The sequence below is a fragment of the Lysobacter sp. genome, from assembly GCA_013141175.1.
Lineage (GTDB): Bacteria > Pseudomonadota > Gammaproteobacteria > Xanthomonadales > Xanthomonadaceae > Lysobacter_I.
This window is the reverse complement of sequence record JABFRN010000001.1, coordinates 2,556,461-2,575,202: the sequence shown is the minus strand read 5'-3', so window position 1 is coordinate 2,575,202 and position 18,742 is coordinate 2,556,461. Positions and strand designations below refer to the sequence as shown.

Genomic DNA, 18,742 nt, shown 5'->3' with positions numbered 1-18,742 from the left:
GATTCTGTTGGCGAGCGGAGCGTTCATGCGAGCATCCTTTCCACGGGGACCACCATCAAACCACGCGCGCCGGCACGTTTGAGATCCTCCAGCCGTTGCCACGTCATCACACCATGGCACAGCGCCTGCAGGGCGACATCGCCGGTGCCGTCAAGGTGACCGTCGAGCGCCATCACCGTCGGCGGTTCGGCGTCCGGGAGCAACTGCATCAGCCCGGGCAACACCGCGCGCGAGGCCTGGAACATCAGCAGCTTGCTGTCGCGGATCTTCATCACGCCGTCGAGCCGGCGCAGCAGCAGATCGGCGATCCCCGCGCGCACATCGCTGAAACCATCGGCCGGGCCGGCGAGCACCGCTTCGCTGTCGAGCACCACCTCGATCGGCTTCAGACCGTTGGCGACGAGGGTCGCGCCGCTGGACACCAGATCGCAGACCAGATCGGCCTGTCCCAGTCGGGGCGCGATCTCGACCGAGCCGGACATGGTCACCACGTCGGCGGGAATGCTGCGGTCCGACAGCCAGCGCGCCAGCAGCGCGGGATAACTCGTCGCGATGCGTTTGCCGGGCAATTGCGTCTCCGGCGCCCACGTCCACTCGGCGGGAATGCCGAACATCAGCCGGCAACGGCCGAAGCCGAGCGCGCGCCATTCGCGGAACGCCGGCGGCGCGCCGCGCGACTCGCGTTCATAGGATTGTTCCAATAACACGTTGCGTCCAACCATGCCGAGGTCGCAGACGCCATCGGCGATGAGCCCGGGGATATCGTCATCGCGGACCAGCAGCAGGTCCACCGGCAGCGATTCGCCGTAGTAGAACAGTTTGTCGCGACTCTCCTGCCAGCTCAGGCCGGCGGCGGCGAGCAGCGCCAGCGCGGGTTCGCTGAGCCGCCCGCTCTTCTGGATGGCGATGCGCAGGCGATCGCGCTCGGTGGCGGCGGAAGTACGTTGCATGGGTGGAATCCTCAGGCGCGGCGACCGCTCGGTCGCTGCTGGTGTTCGATGGCAAGGCCGTAGCCGCCGGCGCCGCGTTCGAGCGTGCGCGCGACGCGGCCGATGGTGGTGACGCTGACCAGGGTGCGGTCGTGGATTTCGCGATACGGCACGCCTTCGAGCAGCAGCGGCACCACTTTCCAGCGGTCGGCCATGGCTTCGAGTTCGGCCGGCGTGCACAGGTCCACGAGGAACGCACGCACCGCCCCCGGCTTCGACAGCCCCGCCAGCGCACGCGACAGCGCGTCGAGGGCGGCCTCGGCGTCGCGGTCGGGAACGGGCTGGGGGCGTTGTTTCATGGAGGATCGGGCGAATCAATGTATTAACGTGCTAATACATTAGAGATGCGCGTCGTATCTGTCAACCGGGCAAACCTGCCGTTGGACATAGCGGAAGACCTCTGCCGCCCTGTGGGAGCGACGGAAGTCGCGCAGCCCGCGGCGATGAAACAATCACGGGGTCTGTAACCACAATGCGCGCGTTCGATGTTGTCTGATTGCGCATGTGGTGAGTTCTACCAGCTAGCGGGCTTCGCGACTTCCGTCGCTCCCACAGGGGCAATGCCGCAGCGCGGCTTGGGTTTGCTCAGTCGTTCACCGCATGCGCAGCCGCCAGCACGCTGCCCTCGCGGACCAGCACCATCGCGGCGGCGAGATCGACATCCAGCGCGCGGTCGCGTTCGAGGAACGGCACCCGCGCGCGGATCGCCTCGTGCGCGGCGGCCACCGCCCGGCCCGGGTGGAAAGGTTCGGCGGCCGACAGCTCGACGCGCAGCGCTTCGACTTCGGCCAGGAAATCCGCATGACTGTCGTCGACGGACTGCGGGCCGCCCTGCACTTTCGCCGCAAGCTCCACGGCATCGGCGCGATCGGCGAGATCGCGCGCGGCGTTGATCATGTCGCGGCGCAGATCCAGCGCCTGCGCGGCGGTGATCAGCTCCAGCGCCAGCACCTTGCCGAGATCGTCGACCATCGACAGCACGTGCCGGGCTTCGTTGGCGCCCATCGACACGTGATCCTCGGCGTTGGCGCTGGTCGGGATCGAATACACCGACGCCGGATGCGCGCGGCTGGCGAGATCGTTGACGATCGCCGCAGCGGTGTACTGCACGATCATGAAGCCGGATTCGGTGGCATCTTCATTGCCGATCAGGAACGGCGGCAGGCCATCGTTGGTCGCGGGATCGACGAGTTTGTTGAGCCGGCGCTCGCTGATCGAGGCCAGCACCGGGATGGCCGCCTTCACATAGCTCATCGCCAGCGCCAGCGGCATGCCGTGGAAGTGACCGGCGGAGATCACCTGCTGCTCGACGTGCTCGGCGCGCGCGTCCGGGAACACCAGCGGATTGTCGGTGACGGAATTCAGCTCGATCTCGAACACCCGCTTGGCCTGCGCCACCGCATCGCGCACCGCGCCGTGAACCTGCGGGATGCAGCGCAGCGAATAGCTGTCCTGCGGCTGGTGCTTCTTGCCGCCGCGGAACGGTTTGAAGCGGCGATAGAATTTTTCGCGGCCGTGGCGTTGGGAAGTGGGCACCCACTCCCAGCCGATGTCGAAGCTCAAGGCCTGCGATTCATCGGTATCCCAGCTCTGCGGCAGCCACGGCCGGAACTTCGGCACGAGGTGGTACGGAATATCGGCGAGCGTGGAACCGGCGAGCAGGCCGCGCAGATTCGCCGCCACTTCGACCTGGCCCGGATGCGGTCGCAGCGCATGCACTTCCTCGGCGAACGCACCGAGACGGCCGGCGAAGGCGTCGATGGTCATCGCGGCGGCCAGATCGGCGGTATCGAGCAGTTCTTCCATGCGATGCAGCGCCAGCACGCCGGTCGCCAGCATCTGCGCGGTGCCGTTGTTCAGCGCCAGACCTTCCTTGTACGACAGCGTCACCGGGGTCAGGCCCGCGCGCTTCAGCGCTTCGTCGCCGCGCAGGCGTTCGCCGCCGTAGAAGGCTTCGCCGCCGCCGAGCAGCACTATGGCCAGATGCGACAGCGGCGCGAGGTCGCCCGACGCGCCGACCGAACCCAGCTGCGGCACCACCGGCACCACGCCGGCATTGAGCATGGCGGTCATCGACTGCAGGGTTTCCACGCGGATACCGGAATGCCCGCGCAGCAGCGTGTTGATGCGGATGCACAGCATCGCGCGCACGACGTCGGCGGCGAACGGTTCGCCGACGCAGACCGCGTGCGAGATGATCAGATTGCGCTGCAGTTCTTCGTGCAGCGAGCGGCCCGATGGCGTGGCGCCCGGCAGTTCATCGCGCAGCGGGTGCGCGCCGAGCAGCTTGTCGGCGTTGCTGCCGAAGCCGGTCGACACGCCGTAAATGGGCTCTTCGCGACGCACCTGTTCGGCCAGGAACGCGGCGGCGTGCGCGACGTTGCGCAGCGCGCCCTCGTCCAGCATCACCTGCGCGCCGTAAGCGACTTCGACCAGACGGTCGCGGGTCAAGGAACGGCCGTCGAGTCGGATCGGCTTCATGCTTTGACCTCAGTGGGGGTAGAAGCGGCCGGTGGCAACGCACGCCATTGTTCGCGTTCGACCAGCAGCGTGCGCGCGAGGTCGGCCTCGGCCACCTCGAACTGCTCGCCGCGACGCAGATCCTTCACCGCGACCGTACCGCGCGCGACTTCGTCCTCGCCACGGATCACCACGAAACGGATCCCCGCGCGATCGGCGTACTGCATCTGCTTGGCGAGCTTGCGCGGTTCGAGCTGCGTTTCGACATTGAGACCGGCCGCGCGCAGTTTCTGCGACAGCGACAGCGCAGCTTCAAGGCCGCTGTCATCCATCAGCGACACCAGCGCATCCACCGAGCTGTCGGCGGTCGCCACCAGCCCGGCTTCGCGCAGCTGCCAGAACAGCCGCGTCAAACCGATCGAAATACCCACGCCCGGCAGCTTCGACTTGGTGTAGTGGCTGGCGAGATTTTCGTAACGGCCGCCGGAACAGATCGAACCGATCTCCGGATTCGCGTTGAGCGTGGTTTCGTAGACGATGCCGGTGTAGTAATCGAGGCCGCGCGCGATCGACAGGTTCAGCGCGAAACGGTTGTCGGCGACGCCCAGCGCGCGCAGCTGGCGCAGGACTTCGCGCAGCTCATCGCGACCTTCCTCGAACATCGCCGTGCCCGCACCCAGCGCATCCAGCGCCGCCTGCGCGGCATCGTGACCAGTGGCGCGTACGCGCGAGAACGCGAGCAGCTTATCCGCCACTTCGGGCGTGAGTTCGAAACCCTCGCCGATCAGCGTCGCGCGCACCGCCGGTTCGCCACGCTTGTCGAGTTTGTCGATCTCGCGCAGCACCGACGCCTGACGCTCGCCGTCGCCGATGCCCTGGCCTTCGAAAAAACCGCGCAGCAGCTTGCGGTGGTTGAACTGGATGGTGAATTCGCCGATCGCCAGCGACTCGAACACCGAAGCGATCACCGCCGGGATTTCGGCATCGTGGCGGGTGCTCAGCGCGTCCTTGCCGATCACGTCGATATCGCACTGGTAGAACTCGCGGAACCGGCCGCGCTGCGCGCGCTCGCCGCGATACACGCGCTGCATCTGGTAGCGGCGGAACGGAAACGCGAGGTCGTGCTCGTGTTCGGCCACATAGCGCGCCAGCGGCACGGTCAGATCGAAGCGGAGGGCCATTTCGGGCATGGCGTGCCGCGACGATCCATCCCGCTCCTTGTCCAGCGCGCCGGTCGACTGCACGAAATACACCTGCCGCTCGGTTTCGCCGCCGGATTTGGTCAGCAGCACCTCGGACAGCTCCATCACCGGCGTTTCCACCGGCAGGAAGCCGAAGCGCTCGAAGGTGCGGCGGATGGTGTCCAGCATCCGCTGGAACGCGATCTGGTCGCGCGGCAGCAGTTCGAGGACGCCAGGCGGGGTACGCGGCTTGATCAAGTGAAGCTCCGGGGCATGCAGCAGATGCGGGCAAGTTTACCGGGTGGCCGGCCCGGCGACCGCCCTTCCGGACAGGCGCCCGGTCCCGAAACCGGCCCAGTCCGCCTGAACGCGTCCGTCGGGGTTGCCGGACCGGAGGCGAGTCCTTAGAATGACCGGCTGCAATGTCGGGGTGTAGCTCAGTCTGGTAGAGCGCTACGTTCGGGACGTAGAGGTCGCAGGTTCGAATCCTGTCTCCCCGACCAATTGCTTCATGTCAAAGCCGGCCTCTGGGTCGGCTTTTTTGTTGTCGGATCGACGGTGAGTAGATCAGCCGCCCGCGCGGCATCACTTCATCGGCGCGCAGGGATCGTCGAGGGCGGGTTCGAATCCTGTCTCCCCGACCAATTGCTTCATGTCAAAGCCGGCCTCTGGGTCGGCTTTTTTTGTTGTCTACAAAAATCACGGGGCGGTAGAGCGGCCCTCCGCAAGGAGAGTGGCGCCTGGCCTGAGGTATCCCCACTTTTTTCGAGTGCTTCAAAAAAGCGTCGTCATCCCCGCGAACGCGGGGATCCAGTGACTTCCAGCATCCGCGCAGCGCAAAGACACTGGGTTCCCGCGTTCGCGGGAATGACGGGTAAAAGAACGGTGACTGCCAATCAATCGATCCGTTGCTGCACGCGGAGGCATTGAAGTCTGACTCCTCCCCCTTCGCTGCGCGAAAGGGAGGGAGTGGATGCAGCTTCGTTCAATCTCCGGCATGGCGCAGATTGCGCGTCTGCCCCACCCCGCGCACGACAAACCGCTCGATGGTCAGCGACTCCGCGCCCATCGGCCCGTAGGCATGCAGGCGCGTCGTCGAGATACCGATCTCCGCACCCAGGCCCAACTCGCCGCCGTCGGAGAACCGCGACGAGGCGTTGACCATCACCACCGCGCTGCGCAAGGCATGCACGAAGCGTGCGGCGGCGGCTTCGTCTCCGGTGGCGATGACTTCGGTGTGATCGGAGCCATGACGACGGATGTGGGCGATGGCGTCGTCGAGCGAGTCGACGACACGCACGGCGAGGATCAAGTCGAGGAATTCAGCATCCCAGTCGTCGTCGCTCGCAGGTTTCGCATCGATCAACGCGCAGCTGCGGGCATCGCCGCGCAGTTCGACGCCACGTTCGCGCAGCATCACGGCGGCGCGCGGCAGGAAATCGGCGGCGACCTCCGCATGCACCAGCAGCGTTTCCAGCGCATTGCAGGCGCTGGGCCGCGCGACCTTGCCGTCGAGCAGCAGGTCCAGCGCGAGATCGAGATCGGCGGCGGCATCCACGTACAGATGGCAGACGCCCTTGTAGTGCTTGATCACCGGCACCCGCGCGTGTTCGGCGACGAAGCGGATCAGGCCCTCGCCGCCGCGTGGAATCGCCAGATCGATGATGTCGTTGAGCTGCAGCAGTTCCACCATCGCCTCGCGGCGCAGATCGTCGATCAGCGTGATCGCCGCCGCCGGAATCCCGTGCGCGCATAGGGTGCTCTCAAGCGCGCCGACGATCGCCATATTCGATCCGACAGCCTCAGACCCCCCGCGCAGGATCACCCCGTTGCCGGCCTTGATGCAAAGCGCCGCAGCATCAGCGGTCACGTTCGGCCGCGCTTCGTAGATCATGGCGATCACGCCCAGCGGCACGCGAACGCGCTCGATCGCGATGCCGTTGGGCCGCACATCGCGACGCGTCACCAGACCGACCGGATCAGGCAGTGCGGCGACTTCGCGCAGCGCATCGGCGATACCCGCGAGCCGCTGCGGATCCAGCATCAAACGGTCGAGCATCGCGCTGCCGATGCCCTTCGCCTCCGCCGCACGCAGATCCTCGGCATTGGCGGCGAGGATCGCCTCGGCATCGGCCTCCAGCGCATCGGCCATCGCCCGCAGCAAGGCGTTCTTGGCATCGGTGGACAGCGCAGCGACCGCTTGCGCGGCATCGCGACAGGCCAACGCCTGGGCGCGGATCGTCGAATCAGACATCGGCGGCCTCGTTCGGATGCGATGCGTGCAGGCAAAGATCGTCGCGATGGACGATGGTCTCGCCGTAGTTGTAGCCGAGGATGCCTTCGATCTCGTGCGACTGCCGGCGCGCGATCCGGCGGATGTCGGCGGCGGAATACTGGGTGACGCCGCGCGCGACGCACGGCGTGCGCCCGCCGCCAACGCGCATGCTTCCGACCAGCGTGCTATCGACCAGCGTGCTATCGACCAGCGTGCTATTGACCAGCACGATCTCGACCAGATCGCCGCGACGGAACTCGCCCCGCGCATCGGCAACGCCGATCGGCAACAGCGACGCGCCGCGATCGATCAGCGCAGCTGCAGCGCCGGCATCGATGACGATCGCCGCATCCGTATCCACGGGCGCATGCCGCAGCCAGTGCTTGCGCGCAGCGATGCGGCTGCGACCGGCAACCAGCCTCGTGCCGGTGAGCCGCCCCTCGCCCAACGCATGCGCCACCGCCGCGCGCGTACCGTTGAACAACACCGTGTCGATGCCGGCCGCGCCCGCGCGCTGCGCTGCGAGAATCTTGGTGCGCATGCCGCCGGTGCCGACCGCACTGCCCGCCCCGCCGGCCATCGCAAGGATGTCGTCGCCGGGATCGGCGACCGCTGCCAACGGCCGCGCATCGACATGGGCGCGCGGGTCGCGATCGTAAAGACCATCGATATCGGTGGCGATGAACAGCACATCGGCATCGATCAGCGCAGCCACGATCGCGCCGAGCGTGTCGTTGTCGCCGAGCTTGAGTTCGTCGACAGAAACGGTGTCGTTCTCGTTGACGATCGGCAGCGCACCGCAGCGCAGCAGCTCGCGCAGCGTCGCCTGCGCATTGAGATAGCGACGGCGATTGCGCACGTCGTCGTGGGTCAGCAGCACCTGCGCCACCGGCCTTGCGAAGAATCCCTGCCAGAACGCCATGAGCTTGGCTTGCCCCAGCGCAGCCAGCGCCTGGCGTTCGGCCATCGCAGCGCCGGGTCGCGGCGAGGCATGCAGCATGGCGCGGCCTGCGGCGACCGCGCCCGACGACACGATGACCACTTCCCTGCCCTGCTGCTGGCACGCTTCGACGAACGCGGCGAGATGCTGCGCATTGCGCGGCGACAGGCCGCCATCGTCGGCCAGCAGGCTGCTGCCGACTTTCAGCACGGCACGCTTCCACGCAGGAAGTGTCTGTTCGGCGAAGGCGATGCGGGTGCTCATGCGGATCTCGGGCAATGAAATCTCACGCGCTGCGCAATCGTGTGCGCAGCAGATCAAGCCGCAGATCCGCTGCAGCGCCCGGCGAGACGCGCGCGTTCAAGCTCGCATCGGGATCGCCCTGCGCCCATCGCGCCGGATCGGCGGCCTGCTTGTACGCGTCGCGAAACGGCAGCCCCTGTCGCGCGAGATCGACGGCGAGATCGGTCGCATACATAGACGGATCAAGCGCGGCGCGCATCGCGTCGGTCTTCCATTCGAGATTGCGCAAAAGATCCGGCAACAATTCCAGCGCGCCGAGACCGCGACCGAAGGCATGGAAGATCGCGCCCTTGCTGAACTGCAGATCGCGGTGATAGCCCGACGGCAGCGACAGCAGCTGTTCGATCTCGGTGCGCGCGGCGGCGACGCTGGCGTAGGTCGCGCGCATCAGTTCGATCACATCGGGATTGCGCTTGTTGGGCATGATCGAACTGCCGGTGGTGTACTGCGCCGGCAGCGCCACGAACGCGAATTCGGCGCTGGTGAACAGACTCAGATCCCAGGCCAGACGACGCAGATCGAGCAGCGCGGAACCCAGCGCTTCGATCGCGGCCATCTCGAACTTGCCGCGCGACAGCTGTGCATAGGCCGCCGATACCTGCAGCCGGCCGAAACCGAGCGCGGCGGTGACGTGATCGCGATCCAGCGGCAGATTCACGCCGTAGCCGGCGGCGCTGCCGAGCGGATTGGCATCCACCCACGCCAGCGTATCGCGCGTGCGCTGCGCGTCGTCGATGTAGCCTTCGGCCCACGCCGCCCACCACATGCCCAGCGACGACACCACGGCGCGCTGCAGATGCGTGTACCCCGGCAGCGGCACCGACGCTTCGGCCTCGGCGCGCGCCAATGCGACCTCCGCGCACTCGATGCACAGCGCGTGCAGACGCGCGAGGCGATCTTTCAGCCACAGCCGCGTCGCGACCAGGATCTGGTCGTTGCGGCTGCGACCGGTGTGGATCTTGCGGCCGGCATCGCCGAGGCGTTCGATCAACCGCGATTCGATCGCGGAATGACAGTCCTCGTAACGCTCGTCCAGCACGAAGTCGCCGTTGCGGAAATCCTCGGCGAGCGTGGTCAGCGCCACCGTGATGCCGGCGAATTCGTCGGCGGCGAGAATGCCGATCCGCAGCAGGCCTTCGGCGTGCGCGCGACTTGCTTCGATATCGAACAGGAAGAATTCGCGATCGAGGATCACGTCCTGACCCGCCAGAAACGTCTGGATGCGCGCATCCACTTTCACGCCGGGTTTTTGCCAGAGAAGATCGGACATGGTGAAGTTCCAATAGCGATACGTGAAAAAACCATCTGTCATCCCGAACGTCTGCGCAGCAGACGGAGGGACCTGCTTCTGCTCCGCATGCCATGAACGGGAAGCGGATTCCTCATCCGATGGAACCGGGATTCGGAATGACACACAAAGATCTTATTGCAACTCCAATGGAATGCCCGTCCATTCATCCAGACCAAAAGCGATATTAAGATTCTGCAGCGCTTGGGTCGCCGCACCTTTCAACAGATTATCTTCGGTCGACACCACGACGAGGCGACGCCCGTCTTCCGACAGCGTGAAGCCACCGATCTCGACGTGATGCCGACCGGCGATGCGGCTGACCCACGGCGCCTCGTCGATCACACGCACCAAAGGTTCGCCCGCATACGCCTCGCGGTAGCGCGCGATCACCGCGTCGCGCGTCGTCGCTTCGGTCAGATGCAGGTTCACGGTCATGGTGATGCCGCGAAAATGCGCCGCAACGTACGGCATGAATTCGACCGGATGTCCGAGCTGACGCGTCACTTCGCGCTCGTGCACGTGGCCGGTGAGCGCATACGGCATCAGGTTGTCGCGCAGCTTGTCCGGATCGTTCTTGTCCGACGGCGCGGTGCCTGCACCGGAATAGCCGGACACGCCGAAGCACTGCGCCGGGCCCTGCAGCAGATCGCGCATCGGCGCAATGGCCAGCTGCATCGCGGTCGCGTAACAGCCGGGATTGCTGATCCGACGCTCGCCGCGATAGCGCGTGCGGGTGAGTTCCGGCAAGCCGTAGTACCAGCCGTCGTCGAAACGATAGTCGGCGGACAGATCGACAATGACCGGATTCTTGTTCGCGGCATCGAACGCGGCGACGCAGGCGGCGGCCTTGCCGTTGGGCAGCGCCAGCACCACGGCATCGGCACCCAGCGAGGGTAATACTTCATTCGCAGGCGACGAATAGCGCAGCTCGCCCGCATAGGCATCGATGTGGTCGGAAAGGCGCTGACCGTCGAGTTCGCGCGAGCCGACGTAGGCCAACTCCAAGCGCGGATGCGCGGCGAGCAGGCGGATCAGTTCGGCGCCGACATGACCGCGTGCGCCGACGATCCCGACACGAAACATTCCGGCACTCATGCGTTGCGCTCCTGAAGCTTGCGTTCGAGGCGGCTGCGCAGCGCCGGCCATTCGCTGCGCAGGATGGAGAACACGTGCGTGTCGCGCAGCGTCCCGTCGCGATGGCGCATGTTCGCACGCAGAACGCCGTCGCGCTTCGCGCCCAGGCGCAGAATGGCCGCCTGCGAGCGAACATTCTCGTGGCTCGTTTCCAGCACGACCGATTCGCAGGCCCACTGCGCGAACGCATGCCCGATCAGCAGCAGCTTCGCCTCGGTGTTCAACCCGGTGCGCTGAACGCGCTGCGCATACCAGGTGTAGCCGAGCTTGACCCTCGGCACGTCGCGATCGATGTCGTAGAAGCGCGTGGTGCCGACGATGTCACCGGAGGCATCGAGCACCACGAACGGCAACACCTGGCCTGCATCGCGCGCAGCGAGTGCGATATCGATGTAGCGTTCGGCCTCGCCCGCTTCCGGCCCCGGCACGCTCGTATAGCGAAGCTCCCACAGCGCGCCATCGCTGGCGGCTGCACGCAGCGCATCGGCGTGATCGGCGCGCAGCGGCTCCAGCCGCACGTGGCGACCGATCAACGTCGGCGTGCTCCAGATCGGCGTGATCGAGACAGCGTCCATCGTCTTCAGTCCGTCAGCGTCGCCGGCCGCTGCCGACAGTGTTCGAGGCAGTAGCGGATCGTCTCCAGGCCTTCGCGATCGAGGTCGCCGAGGCCATACCAATAGGCGCGCCAGCGTTCCTGCTTCACGCTGCCGTCGGCTTCCGCATCGTAGAACGCGTTGACCGGATTGCCGTGGCGGGAGCGCCAGAACAGCTTCGTTTGGGCTTCGCGCATCAGCTGCCACACGGCGCGACCGAGGCCTTCGCCCTGCGCGTCGTCGAGCACCGCGAACTTGTCGAGATACGGCAGGCCGTTCTCTTCGGTGAGGATGACCGCAGCGCGATAATTCTCGCTGACGTAGGCGCGATGCAGCGCGGTGCGTTCGAAATAGTCCGGCACCAACGTCCGGCCGAATGCGGATTCGATCAGTCCACGCAGGCGTCCGGTGTCGAGCTCGCTCCAGTGCGTCGCCTGCAGCACGCGTTCGCCGCGACGCACCAGCGTGCCCGAACCCTTGTGGGTGAAAAGCTCTTTCGCGAGCTCTTCCGGCCGCGTGATCGACACCGACGACGACAGCGGCAGCGCATCCAGCAGCTGCTTGATCTGCTCGATCTTCACGCGCATGCCGCCGTTGATCCAGGGCTGCGCCATCAGCGCGTCGTATTCGGTCGAGAGATTGATCGAATCGATGACCTTGCCGTCGCCGTCGAGCAGCCCGCCGCTGCCGGTGAGGAACACGATCTTGTACGGCTGCAGCACCTGCACCAGTTCGTTCGCGGCGAAGTCCGCATTGACGTTGAGGATCTGGCCACCGATGGTTTCGCCGAGACTGGCGATGACCGGAATCGAACCGGCCTGCAGACTGGCGTAGATCGGCGCAAGATCGACCCGCTTCACTTCGCCGACCAGGCCATAGGTGTCGCGGTCGAGATAATCGGCCTCGAACACGCCGGAGACGATCGAGGTCGCGCGCGCATCCTGCAACTGCAGCGCTTCCACCAGCTTCAGATTCTGCGCATGGAAGACGCGGCGCACGATCGCCAGCGCTTCCGGTGTTGTCACACGCAAACCGTTGACGGTCTGCTTCTGGATGCCGGCGGCGGACAGTTCTTCGTCGAGCTGCGGCCCGGCGCCGTGGATCACGATCGGCGTGAGCCCCACGTCCTGCAGGAACGCAAGCGACGAGGTCAGCGCATCGAGGTCATCGCGCAGCACCGCGCCGCCGACCTTCACCAGCGCGAAGCGCGCGGCATCCAATTGCGAAAAACGCTTCAGATACTGCGAAATCTCCTTCGCGCCGGCCATGCTCGACAGCAGCCGGACGATGGTCTGCCGGGTCTGCGGATCGTGGACCTTGTGGTCGAGGACGCGGCTGTGGAAAGCAGGGCTCATGTCGAAACGGTTCCGTCGAGAATGCGGATGATGGAAGCGGCGTAGCGTTCGAGCTGCTCGAGCGCGACCCATTCGTCGGCGGTATGCGCCTGGGCAATGTCGCCGGGGCCGTAGACGAATGCGGTGAGGCCGGCGGCGGAGAACAGTGAGGCTTCGGTCCAGAAATCCACCGCGTTGCCGATCGGCAAGCCGAGTTCGTCGGCGAGATCGCGCGCCGCGAGGCGACGCTCCTCCGCGCCCGCGACATCGCCGGCCGGCAGCGGCGGTCCACGGAAGGTTTCCCCGTAGTGACCGAACGCATCCTCGGTCGCGCAGGCGCGGAATCGTGCGTGCAGTTCGTCGATATCATGCGATGGCAGCGGTCGGAACCCGAAACGCACTTCGGCGCTCGGCGCGATCACGTTGGCCTTGATGCCGCCTTCGACCTTGCCGATGTTGAAGCGCAGGCCGGTCAGTCCGCCGAAGCGGCGATGCGATTCGGCTTCGACCAGATCCAGCGCCTGCGCGCCCCAGCGCATCGCGTGATGCAAGGCGTTCGCATGGATCGCATTCGCACCGGAAGCGTGTCCGGCCGACCCCCGGAATTTCATAAGCACCGAAGCGATGCCGCGATGCGCGAGCACCGCTTCGCATCGCGTCGGCTCGGCGATGATGGCTTCCGTGAACCCGTGATCGCTGGCGAGAAACGCAGCGATGCAGCGCGCGTCGTTGGCTTCTTCGTCGGTACTGAACAGGAATGCAGCATCGCCAGCGGTACCCTGCGCGGCGACGATCAGACCCGCAGCCGCGCCCTTGATATCGCAGGCACCGAGGCCGATGGCCTTTTCATCGGTGACGCGCAGCTTCAGCGGATCGGCGCTCCACGCTTCGGAGGACGGCACGGTATCGAGATGCACGTTGAAGACGCGCGTCGGGGCGCCGCGCACGGCGAGCATCGACACCGCGCCCGCGCCGTGGTCGGTCACACTGCAAACGAAGCCCGGCAGCTGCGCTTGCAGGTAATCGAAGATGCCGCCGGTGCCGATGGCGCGCGGCGGATTGCGGGTGTCGAAGGACACCAGCGTTTCGAGATGTCGGAGGATGTCTGGAAGCATCGTCGGTCAGCGGCTGCTGTTCACTTCGGCCCAGAGCGTGCTGCTCATGCCGAACAACTTGATGAAACCTTCGGCCTCTTCCACGCCCCAGTCCGCCGATTGCGCATAGGTGGCGCCCTTGGCGTTGAGCAGATGCGGCGAACGCACCGCGACGGCATCGACGCGGGCGCCGCGGGTTTCGATCACGATCTCGCCGTTGACCATCGCCTGCGAGGAAGCGAGGAAGGCTTCGAGATCGGTCTTCAGCGGGTCGTGATAGAAACCTTCGTACACCAGTTCCACCCATTTGCGCGCCACGTCGGGCTTGAAGCGGTTCTGCTGTTTGGTCAGCACCGCTTCCTCCAGCGCGCGGTGCGCGACCAGCAGCGCGGTGAGGCCCGGCGCTTCGTACACGATCCGCCCCTTGAGACCGATGGTGGTGTCGCCGGTGTACATCCCGCGACCGACGCCGTACGGCGCGAACAGCGCGTTGAGCTGCGCGAGGATCCGCGCGCCCGGCATCTCGACGCCGTCGATCGCGACCGCTTCGCCGTTGACGAAACGCAGCGTGATCTGCAGCGCCTGCTCCGGCCATTCACTGCGCGGTGCGCACCAGCCGCGCGCGCCCTCGCCCGGCGCTTCCCAACGGTCGATCTCACCGCCGGACATCGTCAATCCGAGCAGGTTTTCGTTGATCGTGTACGCCTTCTGCTTGGCGCGCACGCCGAAGCCGCGTTCTTCCAGATACGCCTGTTCGTAGGCGCGGGTCTGGGTGTGCTCTTTCTGGATTTCGCGGATCGGCGCAACGATCACGTAATCGCCGCTGGATTTCACCGCCAGATCGAAACGCACCTGGTCGTTGCCCATGCCGGTGCAGCCGTGGGCGATGGTCTTCGTGCCCAATGCGTTCGCGCGCGCCAGCGCGGCATCGACGATCAGATAACGATCGGACACCAGCAGCGGATATTGCCCCTGGTATGCCTCGCCCGCCCAGACGAACGGCTTCACGAAACCGTCCCACAGCGCCGGGCCGCCGTCGATGGTGAGGTGCGAGGCGACGCCCAGTTCCTCGGCGCGCTGTTCGATGAAGGCGCGCTCCTCGGCATCGACACCGCCGGTGTCGGCGAACACCGTATGCACGTTCCAGCCGCGCTCCTTGAGATAGGGCACGCAGAAGCTGGTGTCGAGGCCGCCGGAGAAGGCGAGGACGATGTCTTGGCTGCTCATGGTGAAATTCCGTGGGGAGGATTATTGGTTCGCGAGTACGGCCATCACCGCTTTCTGCACGTGCAGGCGGTTCTCGGCTTCGTTCACGGCGATGCAGTACGGCGCGTCCATCACTGCATCGGTCGCCTTGATGTTCCGGCGCAGCGGCAGGCAGTGCGAGAACACGCCGTTGTTGGTCAGCGCCATCTTCCGTTCGTCGACCATGAAGTGCTTGTACTGGTCGCGGATGGGCTTTTCGGGTTCCCAGTTGCCGAAGAACGGCAACGCACCCCAGCTCTTGGCGTAGACCACATCGGCGCCGGCATAGGCGCTGTCGATGTCGTGGCTCACCTGCAGCGAGCCGCCGTTTTCGGCGACGTTCCGCCCGGCCCAACCCATGTAGCGCTCATCGAGGATGTAATCGGCCGTCGGGCACAGCAGAGTCACGTCCATGCCCATGCGCGTGGCGATGGTCAGCGCGGAATTCGCAACCGCCGTGTTCAACGCCTTCGGGTGGTAGGTCCAGGTCAGCACGTACTTCTTGCCGCGCAGGTCCGAAGTGCCGAAGTGTTCCTGCAGCGCCATCGCGTGCGCCAGTTCCTGGCACGGGTGGGTGATGGTTTCCATGTTGATGACCGGCACGGTCGCGTATTTCGCAAAACCCTTGAGCACCTTGTCTTCGCGGTCGGTGGACCAGTCGATGAATTTCGGGAACGCGCGCACGCCGATCAGGTCCACATAGCGACTCAGCACTTTCGCGACTTCGGCGATGTGTTCTTCGGTGTCGCCATCCATCACCGTGCCGAGATCGAATTCGATCGGCCAGGCGTCTTTGCCCGGAGCGAGCACGACGGCGTGGCCGCCCAGCTGGAATGCGCCCAGCTCGAAGCTAGTACGGGTGCGCATCGACGGGTTGAAGAACACCAGCGCGATGCTTTTGCCCTTGAGCGCATCGCCGAGCTTTTCGCGCTTGAAGCGTGCGGCATCGGCGAGCGCGGCGTCCAGTTCGGCGCGGCTCCAGTCCTGGGTGTTCAAGAAGTGCTTCATGGAAGATCCCGGCGGTGGTGGTAGGAAATAGCGGCGGAAAATTTTGCGGCGCAAACAGAAAAGGCCCGGCGGTGAGCCGGGCCTGATCGTGGAATCTTGTCGGTGCAGCGTATGACGACGGTTCCGGATCACCCAGCAGGCGTGTGGGGTTCCGGTCGGCGCGCGCGCGAGGTCATGCCGGAGGCCATCCGGGCACTGGTCGTCGAGAGGGGCTGCGCGATCTGCATAGGGGGCGAATGCTCGCATGCGCCGGGACCGGCTGCAAGCGTTGCGGCTTGCGTCGGCGGACTGTCAGCGCTTGCCGGCAGCGTCGATATCGGGGGTGACCGACACTTTCAGACGCAAGCGCTTGCCGGGGTCGTACGGGATGCGGGAGCGATATTTGACGCCGCGATGGATGTAATCGACGTCGTAGGCGATCGGTCGCTGGAACTCGCGCTCCACCCGCAGCGGACGGCAGTTCCGGCCGGGCTGTCCGGCCTCGGTCGGCGGGTCGCAGCGCTCTTCCACGGCATAGGCACGCAGGGTCTGATAGACCGGCTCGACCCGCAGCACCTGCGCGTACTCGGTGCGCACGTTGGGCGTCTGGATGACCGTGGTCTGCGCCTGCGCGGACAGCGCCGCAGTCAGGAGCAGCGGCAGGCCGAGTCGATGCAGGAAGATGGCGGAGGGTGGATTCATCGGCCGACCAGTGTAGGGCCTCGGCCGCCGGCATGCTGAACCGCCGCTGTCGTGACCGTCCCGCGACCGCTAGAATCGACCCATCCCCTCGCGTCGACATCCCCATGACCCTGCATCTCTACAACAGCCTGACCCGCCAGGTCGAAGCGTTCGCCCCGCTCGACCCGACCTGCCCGACCATGTACGTCTGCGGACCGACCGTCTACAACTACGTGCACATCGGCAACGCACGCGGGCCGGTGGTGTTCGGCGTGCTCGCCGCGCTGCTGCGCCGCCGCTATGGCCAGCTGCGCTACGCCCGCAACATCACCGACGTCGACGACAAGATCAACGCGGCGGCCAAGGAACTCGGTACGCCGATCGCCACGATCACCGACAAGTACGCTGCCGCGTATCGCGACGACATGGCTGCGCTGGGCGTCAGCGGCGATTTCGCGCCGGACATCGAACCCTCGGCGACCGCGCACATCCCGCAGATGATCGCGATGATCCAGCACCTGATCGACGAAGGTCACGCCTACGCCGCGGAAGGCCACGTACTGTTCGCGGTGGACACCTTCGCCGGCTACGGCAAGCTGTCGCGACGCGACCCCGAGGACATGATCGCCGGGGCGCGCGTCGAAGTGGCGCCATACAAACGCAACCCGGGCGATTTCGTGCTGTGGAAGCCGTCGACCGAAGGCCTGCCCGGTTGGGAATCGCCGTGGAGCATCGGCCGCCCGGGCTGGCACATCGAATGCTCGGCGATGGCCGAAGCGCATCTCGGCGAGACCATCGACATCCATGCCGGCGGTGTCGACCTGCAGTTTCCGCATCACGAGAATGAAGTCGCGCAGAGCGAATGCGCACACGGCGGCAGGATCTTCGCGAACTGGTGGCTGCACAACGGCATGCTGAATTTCGGCGGCAGCAAGATGGCGAAGTCGGTCGGCAACATCCAGCGCGTCCACGATCTGGTTCGCGAACATCCGCCGGAAGCGCTGCGCTACGCGCTGCTCTCGGCGCATTACCGGCAACCGCTGGAGTGGTCGGATGGATTGATCGAACAGGCGGTGCGGACGCTGGATCGCCTGTACGGCACGTTGCGGGATCTGGCGGATGTCGAAGCGGCGCCCGCGATTTCCGCAGGCATCGAGGCGATACTCGAAGACGATCTGAACACGCCGCAAGCGCTGGCGGAAATCGCCCGCCTCGCCAGCGAAGCGCGCAGGAGCGACGACGCGGGCGAACGCGCGAAGCTGAAGTCCGAATTGCTCGGCGCCGGCATCGCCCTCGGCCTGCTGCAGCAGACGCCGGAAGCCTGGTTCGCGCGCGGCGCCTCGAACGACGACGATGCGCGCATCCAGTCGCTGGTGGACGAACGCAACACTTCAAAAGCCGCTCGCGATTTCGCCCGTGCCGACGCGATCCGCAAGCAGCTGGCCGACGAAGGCATCCTGCTGGAAGACACTGCGCAGGGCGTGCGCTGGAAGCGGGCTTGATGTTTGAAAGCCCACAGCCGGTACAGACCCAACGGGCGACGCACAGGATGTGCGTCGTTTTCCGACCGAGTCATGGATGACGAGTCGGAAAATCCCCGCACCGCATCCGATGGCAGTTTCGCTTCGTCGGGGAAGGCCCTTTTCTTTGGTTCGTTTCTTTTGGGCCAGCAAAAGAAATGAACCCGGCCGCGAAGCGGACGGAAGCTCTTCAAGACCGGTACAAACCAGAAGCATCGCGACTGAAGTCGCTCCGACGAAAAGCAATCAATGACCACCTTCCCGCTCGAACCCACCGCCGCCGAAGCGCAGGACGCCATCCGCGACGAATTCGCGTTCTTCGGCGACTGGTCCGAGCGCTACCAGTACCTGATCGACCTCGGCCGCAAACTGCCGCCGATGGACGACGCGCTGAAGAACGACACCCATCGCCTGCACGGCTGCCAATCGATGGTCTGGATCGCAGCCTCGGGCGACGCCGACCGCCTCGACTTCGCCGCCGCCAGCGACTCGGCGATCGTCTCCGGCCTGGTCTACCTCGCGCTGCGCGTGTATTCCGGCCGCAGCGCCGACGAGATCATGACCGCCGACGCGCGCTACATCGCCGATGTCGGCCTGGCCAAACATCTCTCGCCGACGCGCAACAACGGCCTCGCAGCGCTGCTCGCGTTCGTCAAGGCCACCGCGCAGGACGCTTTGCGCGAACGCGCCGCACGCACGCACTGATGCGCAGGAG

At 65.8% G+C, this 18,742-nt stretch carries 15 protein-coding genes, 1 tRNA gene and 1 pseudogene; 3 read left to right on the top strand and 14 right to left on the bottom strand.

Annotation, left to right across the window (positions count from 1 at the left end; genetic code table 11):
• Nucleotides 1–23 precede the first annotated feature (23 nt).
• From HOP03_11290 to HOP03_11275, 4 genes are all read right to left on the bottom strand, one after another.
• Complete coding sequence (locus HOP03_11290) at nt 24–950, bottom strand: ATP phosphoribosyltransferase (protein ID NOT88754.1); 927 nt, start codon at nt 948–950, stop codon at nt 24–26.
• An 11-nt stretch (nt 951–961) separates the two neighbouring features.
• The gene (locus HOP03_11285; protein ID NOT88753.1) at nt 962–1,288 is read right to left on the bottom strand and encodes a DNA-binding transcriptional regulator; all 327 of its coding nucleotides are present in this window, start codon (nt 1,286–1,288) and stop codon (nt 962–964) included.
• A gap of 286 nt (nt 1,289–1,574) precedes the next feature.
• The gene (locus tag HOP03_11280) at nt 1,575–3,470 is read right to left on the bottom strand and encodes an aromatic amino acid lyase (GenBank protein NOT88752.1); all 1,896 of its coding nucleotides are present in this window, start codon (nt 3,468–3,470) and stop codon (nt 1,575–1,577) included.
• Complete coding sequence (locus HOP03_11275; GenBank protein ID NOT88751.1) at nt 3,467–4,888, bottom strand: histidine--tRNA ligase; 1,422 nt, start codon at nt 4,886–4,888, stop codon at nt 3,467–3,469. Before HOP03_11275 ends, HOP03_11280 begins: the two co-directional genes overlap by 4 nt.
• Before the next feature lie 168 nt (nt 4,889–5,056).
• Here HOP03_11275 and HOP03_11270 point away from each other — a divergent pair.
• Nucleotides 5,057–5,133, top strand: a tRNA-Pro gene (locus HOP03_11270).
• A 482-nt stretch (nt 5,134–5,615) separates the two neighbouring features.
• Here the strand turns inward: HOP03_11270 and HOP03_11265 are convergent.
• The 10 genes and pseudogenes from HOP03_11265 to HOP03_11220 all read right to left on the bottom strand — a co-directional run bounded on the left by HOP03_11265 (nt 5,616) and on the right by HOP03_11220 (nt 16,426).
• Nucleotides 5,616–6,884: a glutamate-5-semialdehyde dehydrogenase gene (locus HOP03_11265; GenBank protein NOT88750.1), complete on the bottom strand. Its 1,269-nt coding sequence runs from the start codon at nt 6,882–6,884 to the stop codon at nt 5,616–5,618.
• Nucleotides 6,877–8,109, bottom strand: coding sequence for a glutamate 5-kinase (gene proB / locus HOP03_11260; protein ID NOT88749.1), 1,233 nt, complete (start codon nt 8,107–8,109; stop codon nt 6,877–6,879). Before proB ends, HOP03_11265 begins: the two co-directional genes overlap by 8 nt.
• Before the next feature lie 22 nt (nt 8,110–8,131).
• Nucleotides 8,132–9,418 carry an argininosuccinate lyase gene (gene argH, locus HOP03_11255; protein ID NOT88748.1) on the bottom strand — a complete coding sequence of 429 codons (1,287 nt, stop codon included), beginning with the start codon at nt 9,416–9,418 and terminating at the stop codon, nt 8,132–8,134.
• A 153-nt stretch (nt 9,419–9,571) separates the two neighbouring features.
• Complete coding sequence (locus HOP03_11250) at nt 9,572–10,534, bottom strand: N-acetyl-gamma-glutamyl-phosphate reductase (protein ID NOT88747.1); 963 nt, start codon at nt 10,532–10,534, stop codon at nt 9,572–9,574.
• Nucleotides 10,531–11,148, bottom strand: a complete 618-nt coding sequence (locus HOP03_11245) for a GNAT family N-acetyltransferase (protein NOT88746.1) — start codon at nt 11,146–11,148, stop codon at nt 10,531–10,533. The genes HOP03_11250 and HOP03_11245 overlap by 4 nt, the downstream gene beginning before the upstream one ends.
• 5 nt (nt 11,149–11,153) lie before the next feature.
• Complete coding sequence (locus tag HOP03_11240; GenBank protein NOT88745.1) at nt 11,154–12,521, bottom strand: acetylglutamate kinase; 1,368 nt, start codon at nt 12,519–12,521, stop codon at nt 11,154–11,156.
• Nucleotides 12,518–13,615, bottom strand: a complete 1,098-nt coding sequence (locus HOP03_11235) for an acetylornithine deacetylase (protein ID NOT88744.1) — start codon at nt 13,613–13,615, stop codon at nt 12,518–12,520. Before HOP03_11235 ends, HOP03_11240 begins: the two co-directional genes overlap by 4 nt.
• A gap of 6 nt (nt 13,616–13,621) precedes the next feature.
• The gene (locus HOP03_11230) at nt 13,622–14,821 is read right to left on the bottom strand and encodes an argininosuccinate synthase (GenBank protein ID NOT88743.1); all 1,200 of its coding nucleotides are present in this window, start codon (nt 14,819–14,821) and stop codon (nt 13,622–13,624) included.
• Between the two features lie 21 nt (nt 14,822–14,842).
• The gene (locus tag HOP03_11225; protein NOT88742.1) at nt 14,843–15,847 is read right to left on the bottom strand and encodes an N-acetylornithine carbamoyltransferase; all 1,005 of its coding nucleotides are present in this window, start codon (nt 15,845–15,847) and stop codon (nt 14,843–14,845) included.
• A gap of 291 nt (nt 15,848–16,138) precedes the next feature.
• Nucleotides 16,139–16,426, bottom strand: a pseudogene (locus tag HOP03_11220) (hypothetical protein).
• A gap of 206 nt (nt 16,427–16,632) precedes the next feature.
• Between HOP03_11220 and HOP03_11215 the strand changes: the two are divergent.
• Together HOP03_11215 and HOP03_11210 are read left to right on the top strand one after the other, a co-directional pair.
• Nucleotides 16,633–18,009, top strand: a complete 1,377-nt coding sequence (locus tag HOP03_11215; GenBank protein ID NOT88741.1) for a cysteine--tRNA ligase — start codon at nt 16,633–16,635, stop codon at nt 18,007–18,009.
• A 267-nt stretch (nt 18,010–18,276) separates the two neighbouring features.
• A complete protein-coding gene (locus tag HOP03_11210; protein NOT88740.1) occupies nt 18,277–18,732 on the top strand; it encodes a SufE family protein in 456 nt (151 codons plus the stop codon).
• Nucleotides 18,733–18,742: the final 10 nt, after the last annotated feature.

Coding starts and splice junctions, on each gene's coding strand:
- HOP03_11290 (NOT88754.1), bottom strand. CDS start 950: ATGCAACGTACTTCCGCCGCCACCGAGCGCGATCGCCTGCGCATCGCC.
- HOP03_11285 (NOT88753.1), bottom strand. CDS start 1,288: ATGAAACAACGCCCCCAGCCCGTTCCCGACCGCGACGCCGAGGCCGCC.
- HOP03_11280 (NOT88752.1), bottom strand. CDS start 3,470: ATGAAGCCGATCCGACTCGACGGCCGTTCCTTGACCCGCGACCGTCTG.
- HOP03_11265 (NOT88750.1), bottom strand. CDS start 6,884: ATGTCTGATTCGACGATCCGCGCCCAGGCGTTGGCCTGTCGCGATGCC.
- proB (NOT88749.1), bottom strand. CDS start 8,109: ATGAGCACCCGCATCGCCTTCGCCGAACAGACACTTCCTGCGTGGAAG.
- argH (NOT88748.1), bottom strand. CDS start 9,418: ATGTCCGATCTTCTCTGGCAAAAACCCGGCGTGAAAGTGGATGCGCGC.
- HOP03_11250 (NOT88747.1), bottom strand. CDS start 10,534: ATGAGTGCCGGAATGTTTCGTGTCGGGATCGTCGGCGCACGCGGTCAT.
- HOP03_11245 (NOT88746.1), bottom strand. CDS start 11,148: ATGGACGCTGTCTCGATCACGCCGATCTGGAGCACGCCGACGTTGATC.
- HOP03_11240 (NOT88745.1), bottom strand. CDS start 12,521: ATGAGCCCTGCTTTCCACAGCCGCGTCCTCGACCACAAGGTCCACGAT.
- HOP03_11235 (NOT88744.1), bottom strand. CDS start 13,615: ATGCTTCCAGACATCCTCCGACATCTCGAAACGCTGGTGTCCTTCGAC.
- HOP03_11230 (NOT88743.1), bottom strand. CDS start 14,821: ATGAGCAGCCAAGACATCGTCCTCGCCTTCTCCGGCGGCCTCGACACC.
- HOP03_11225 (NOT88742.1), bottom strand. CDS start 15,847: ATGAAGCACTTCTTGAACACCCAGGACTGGAGCCGCGCCGAACTGGAC.
- HOP03_11215 (NOT88741.1), top strand. CDS start 16,633: ATGACCCTGCATCTCTACAACAGCCTGACCCGCCAGGTCGAAGCGTTC.
- HOP03_11210 (NOT88740.1), top strand. CDS start 18,277: ATGACCACCTTCCCGCTCGAACCCACCGCCGCCGAAGCGCAGGACGCC.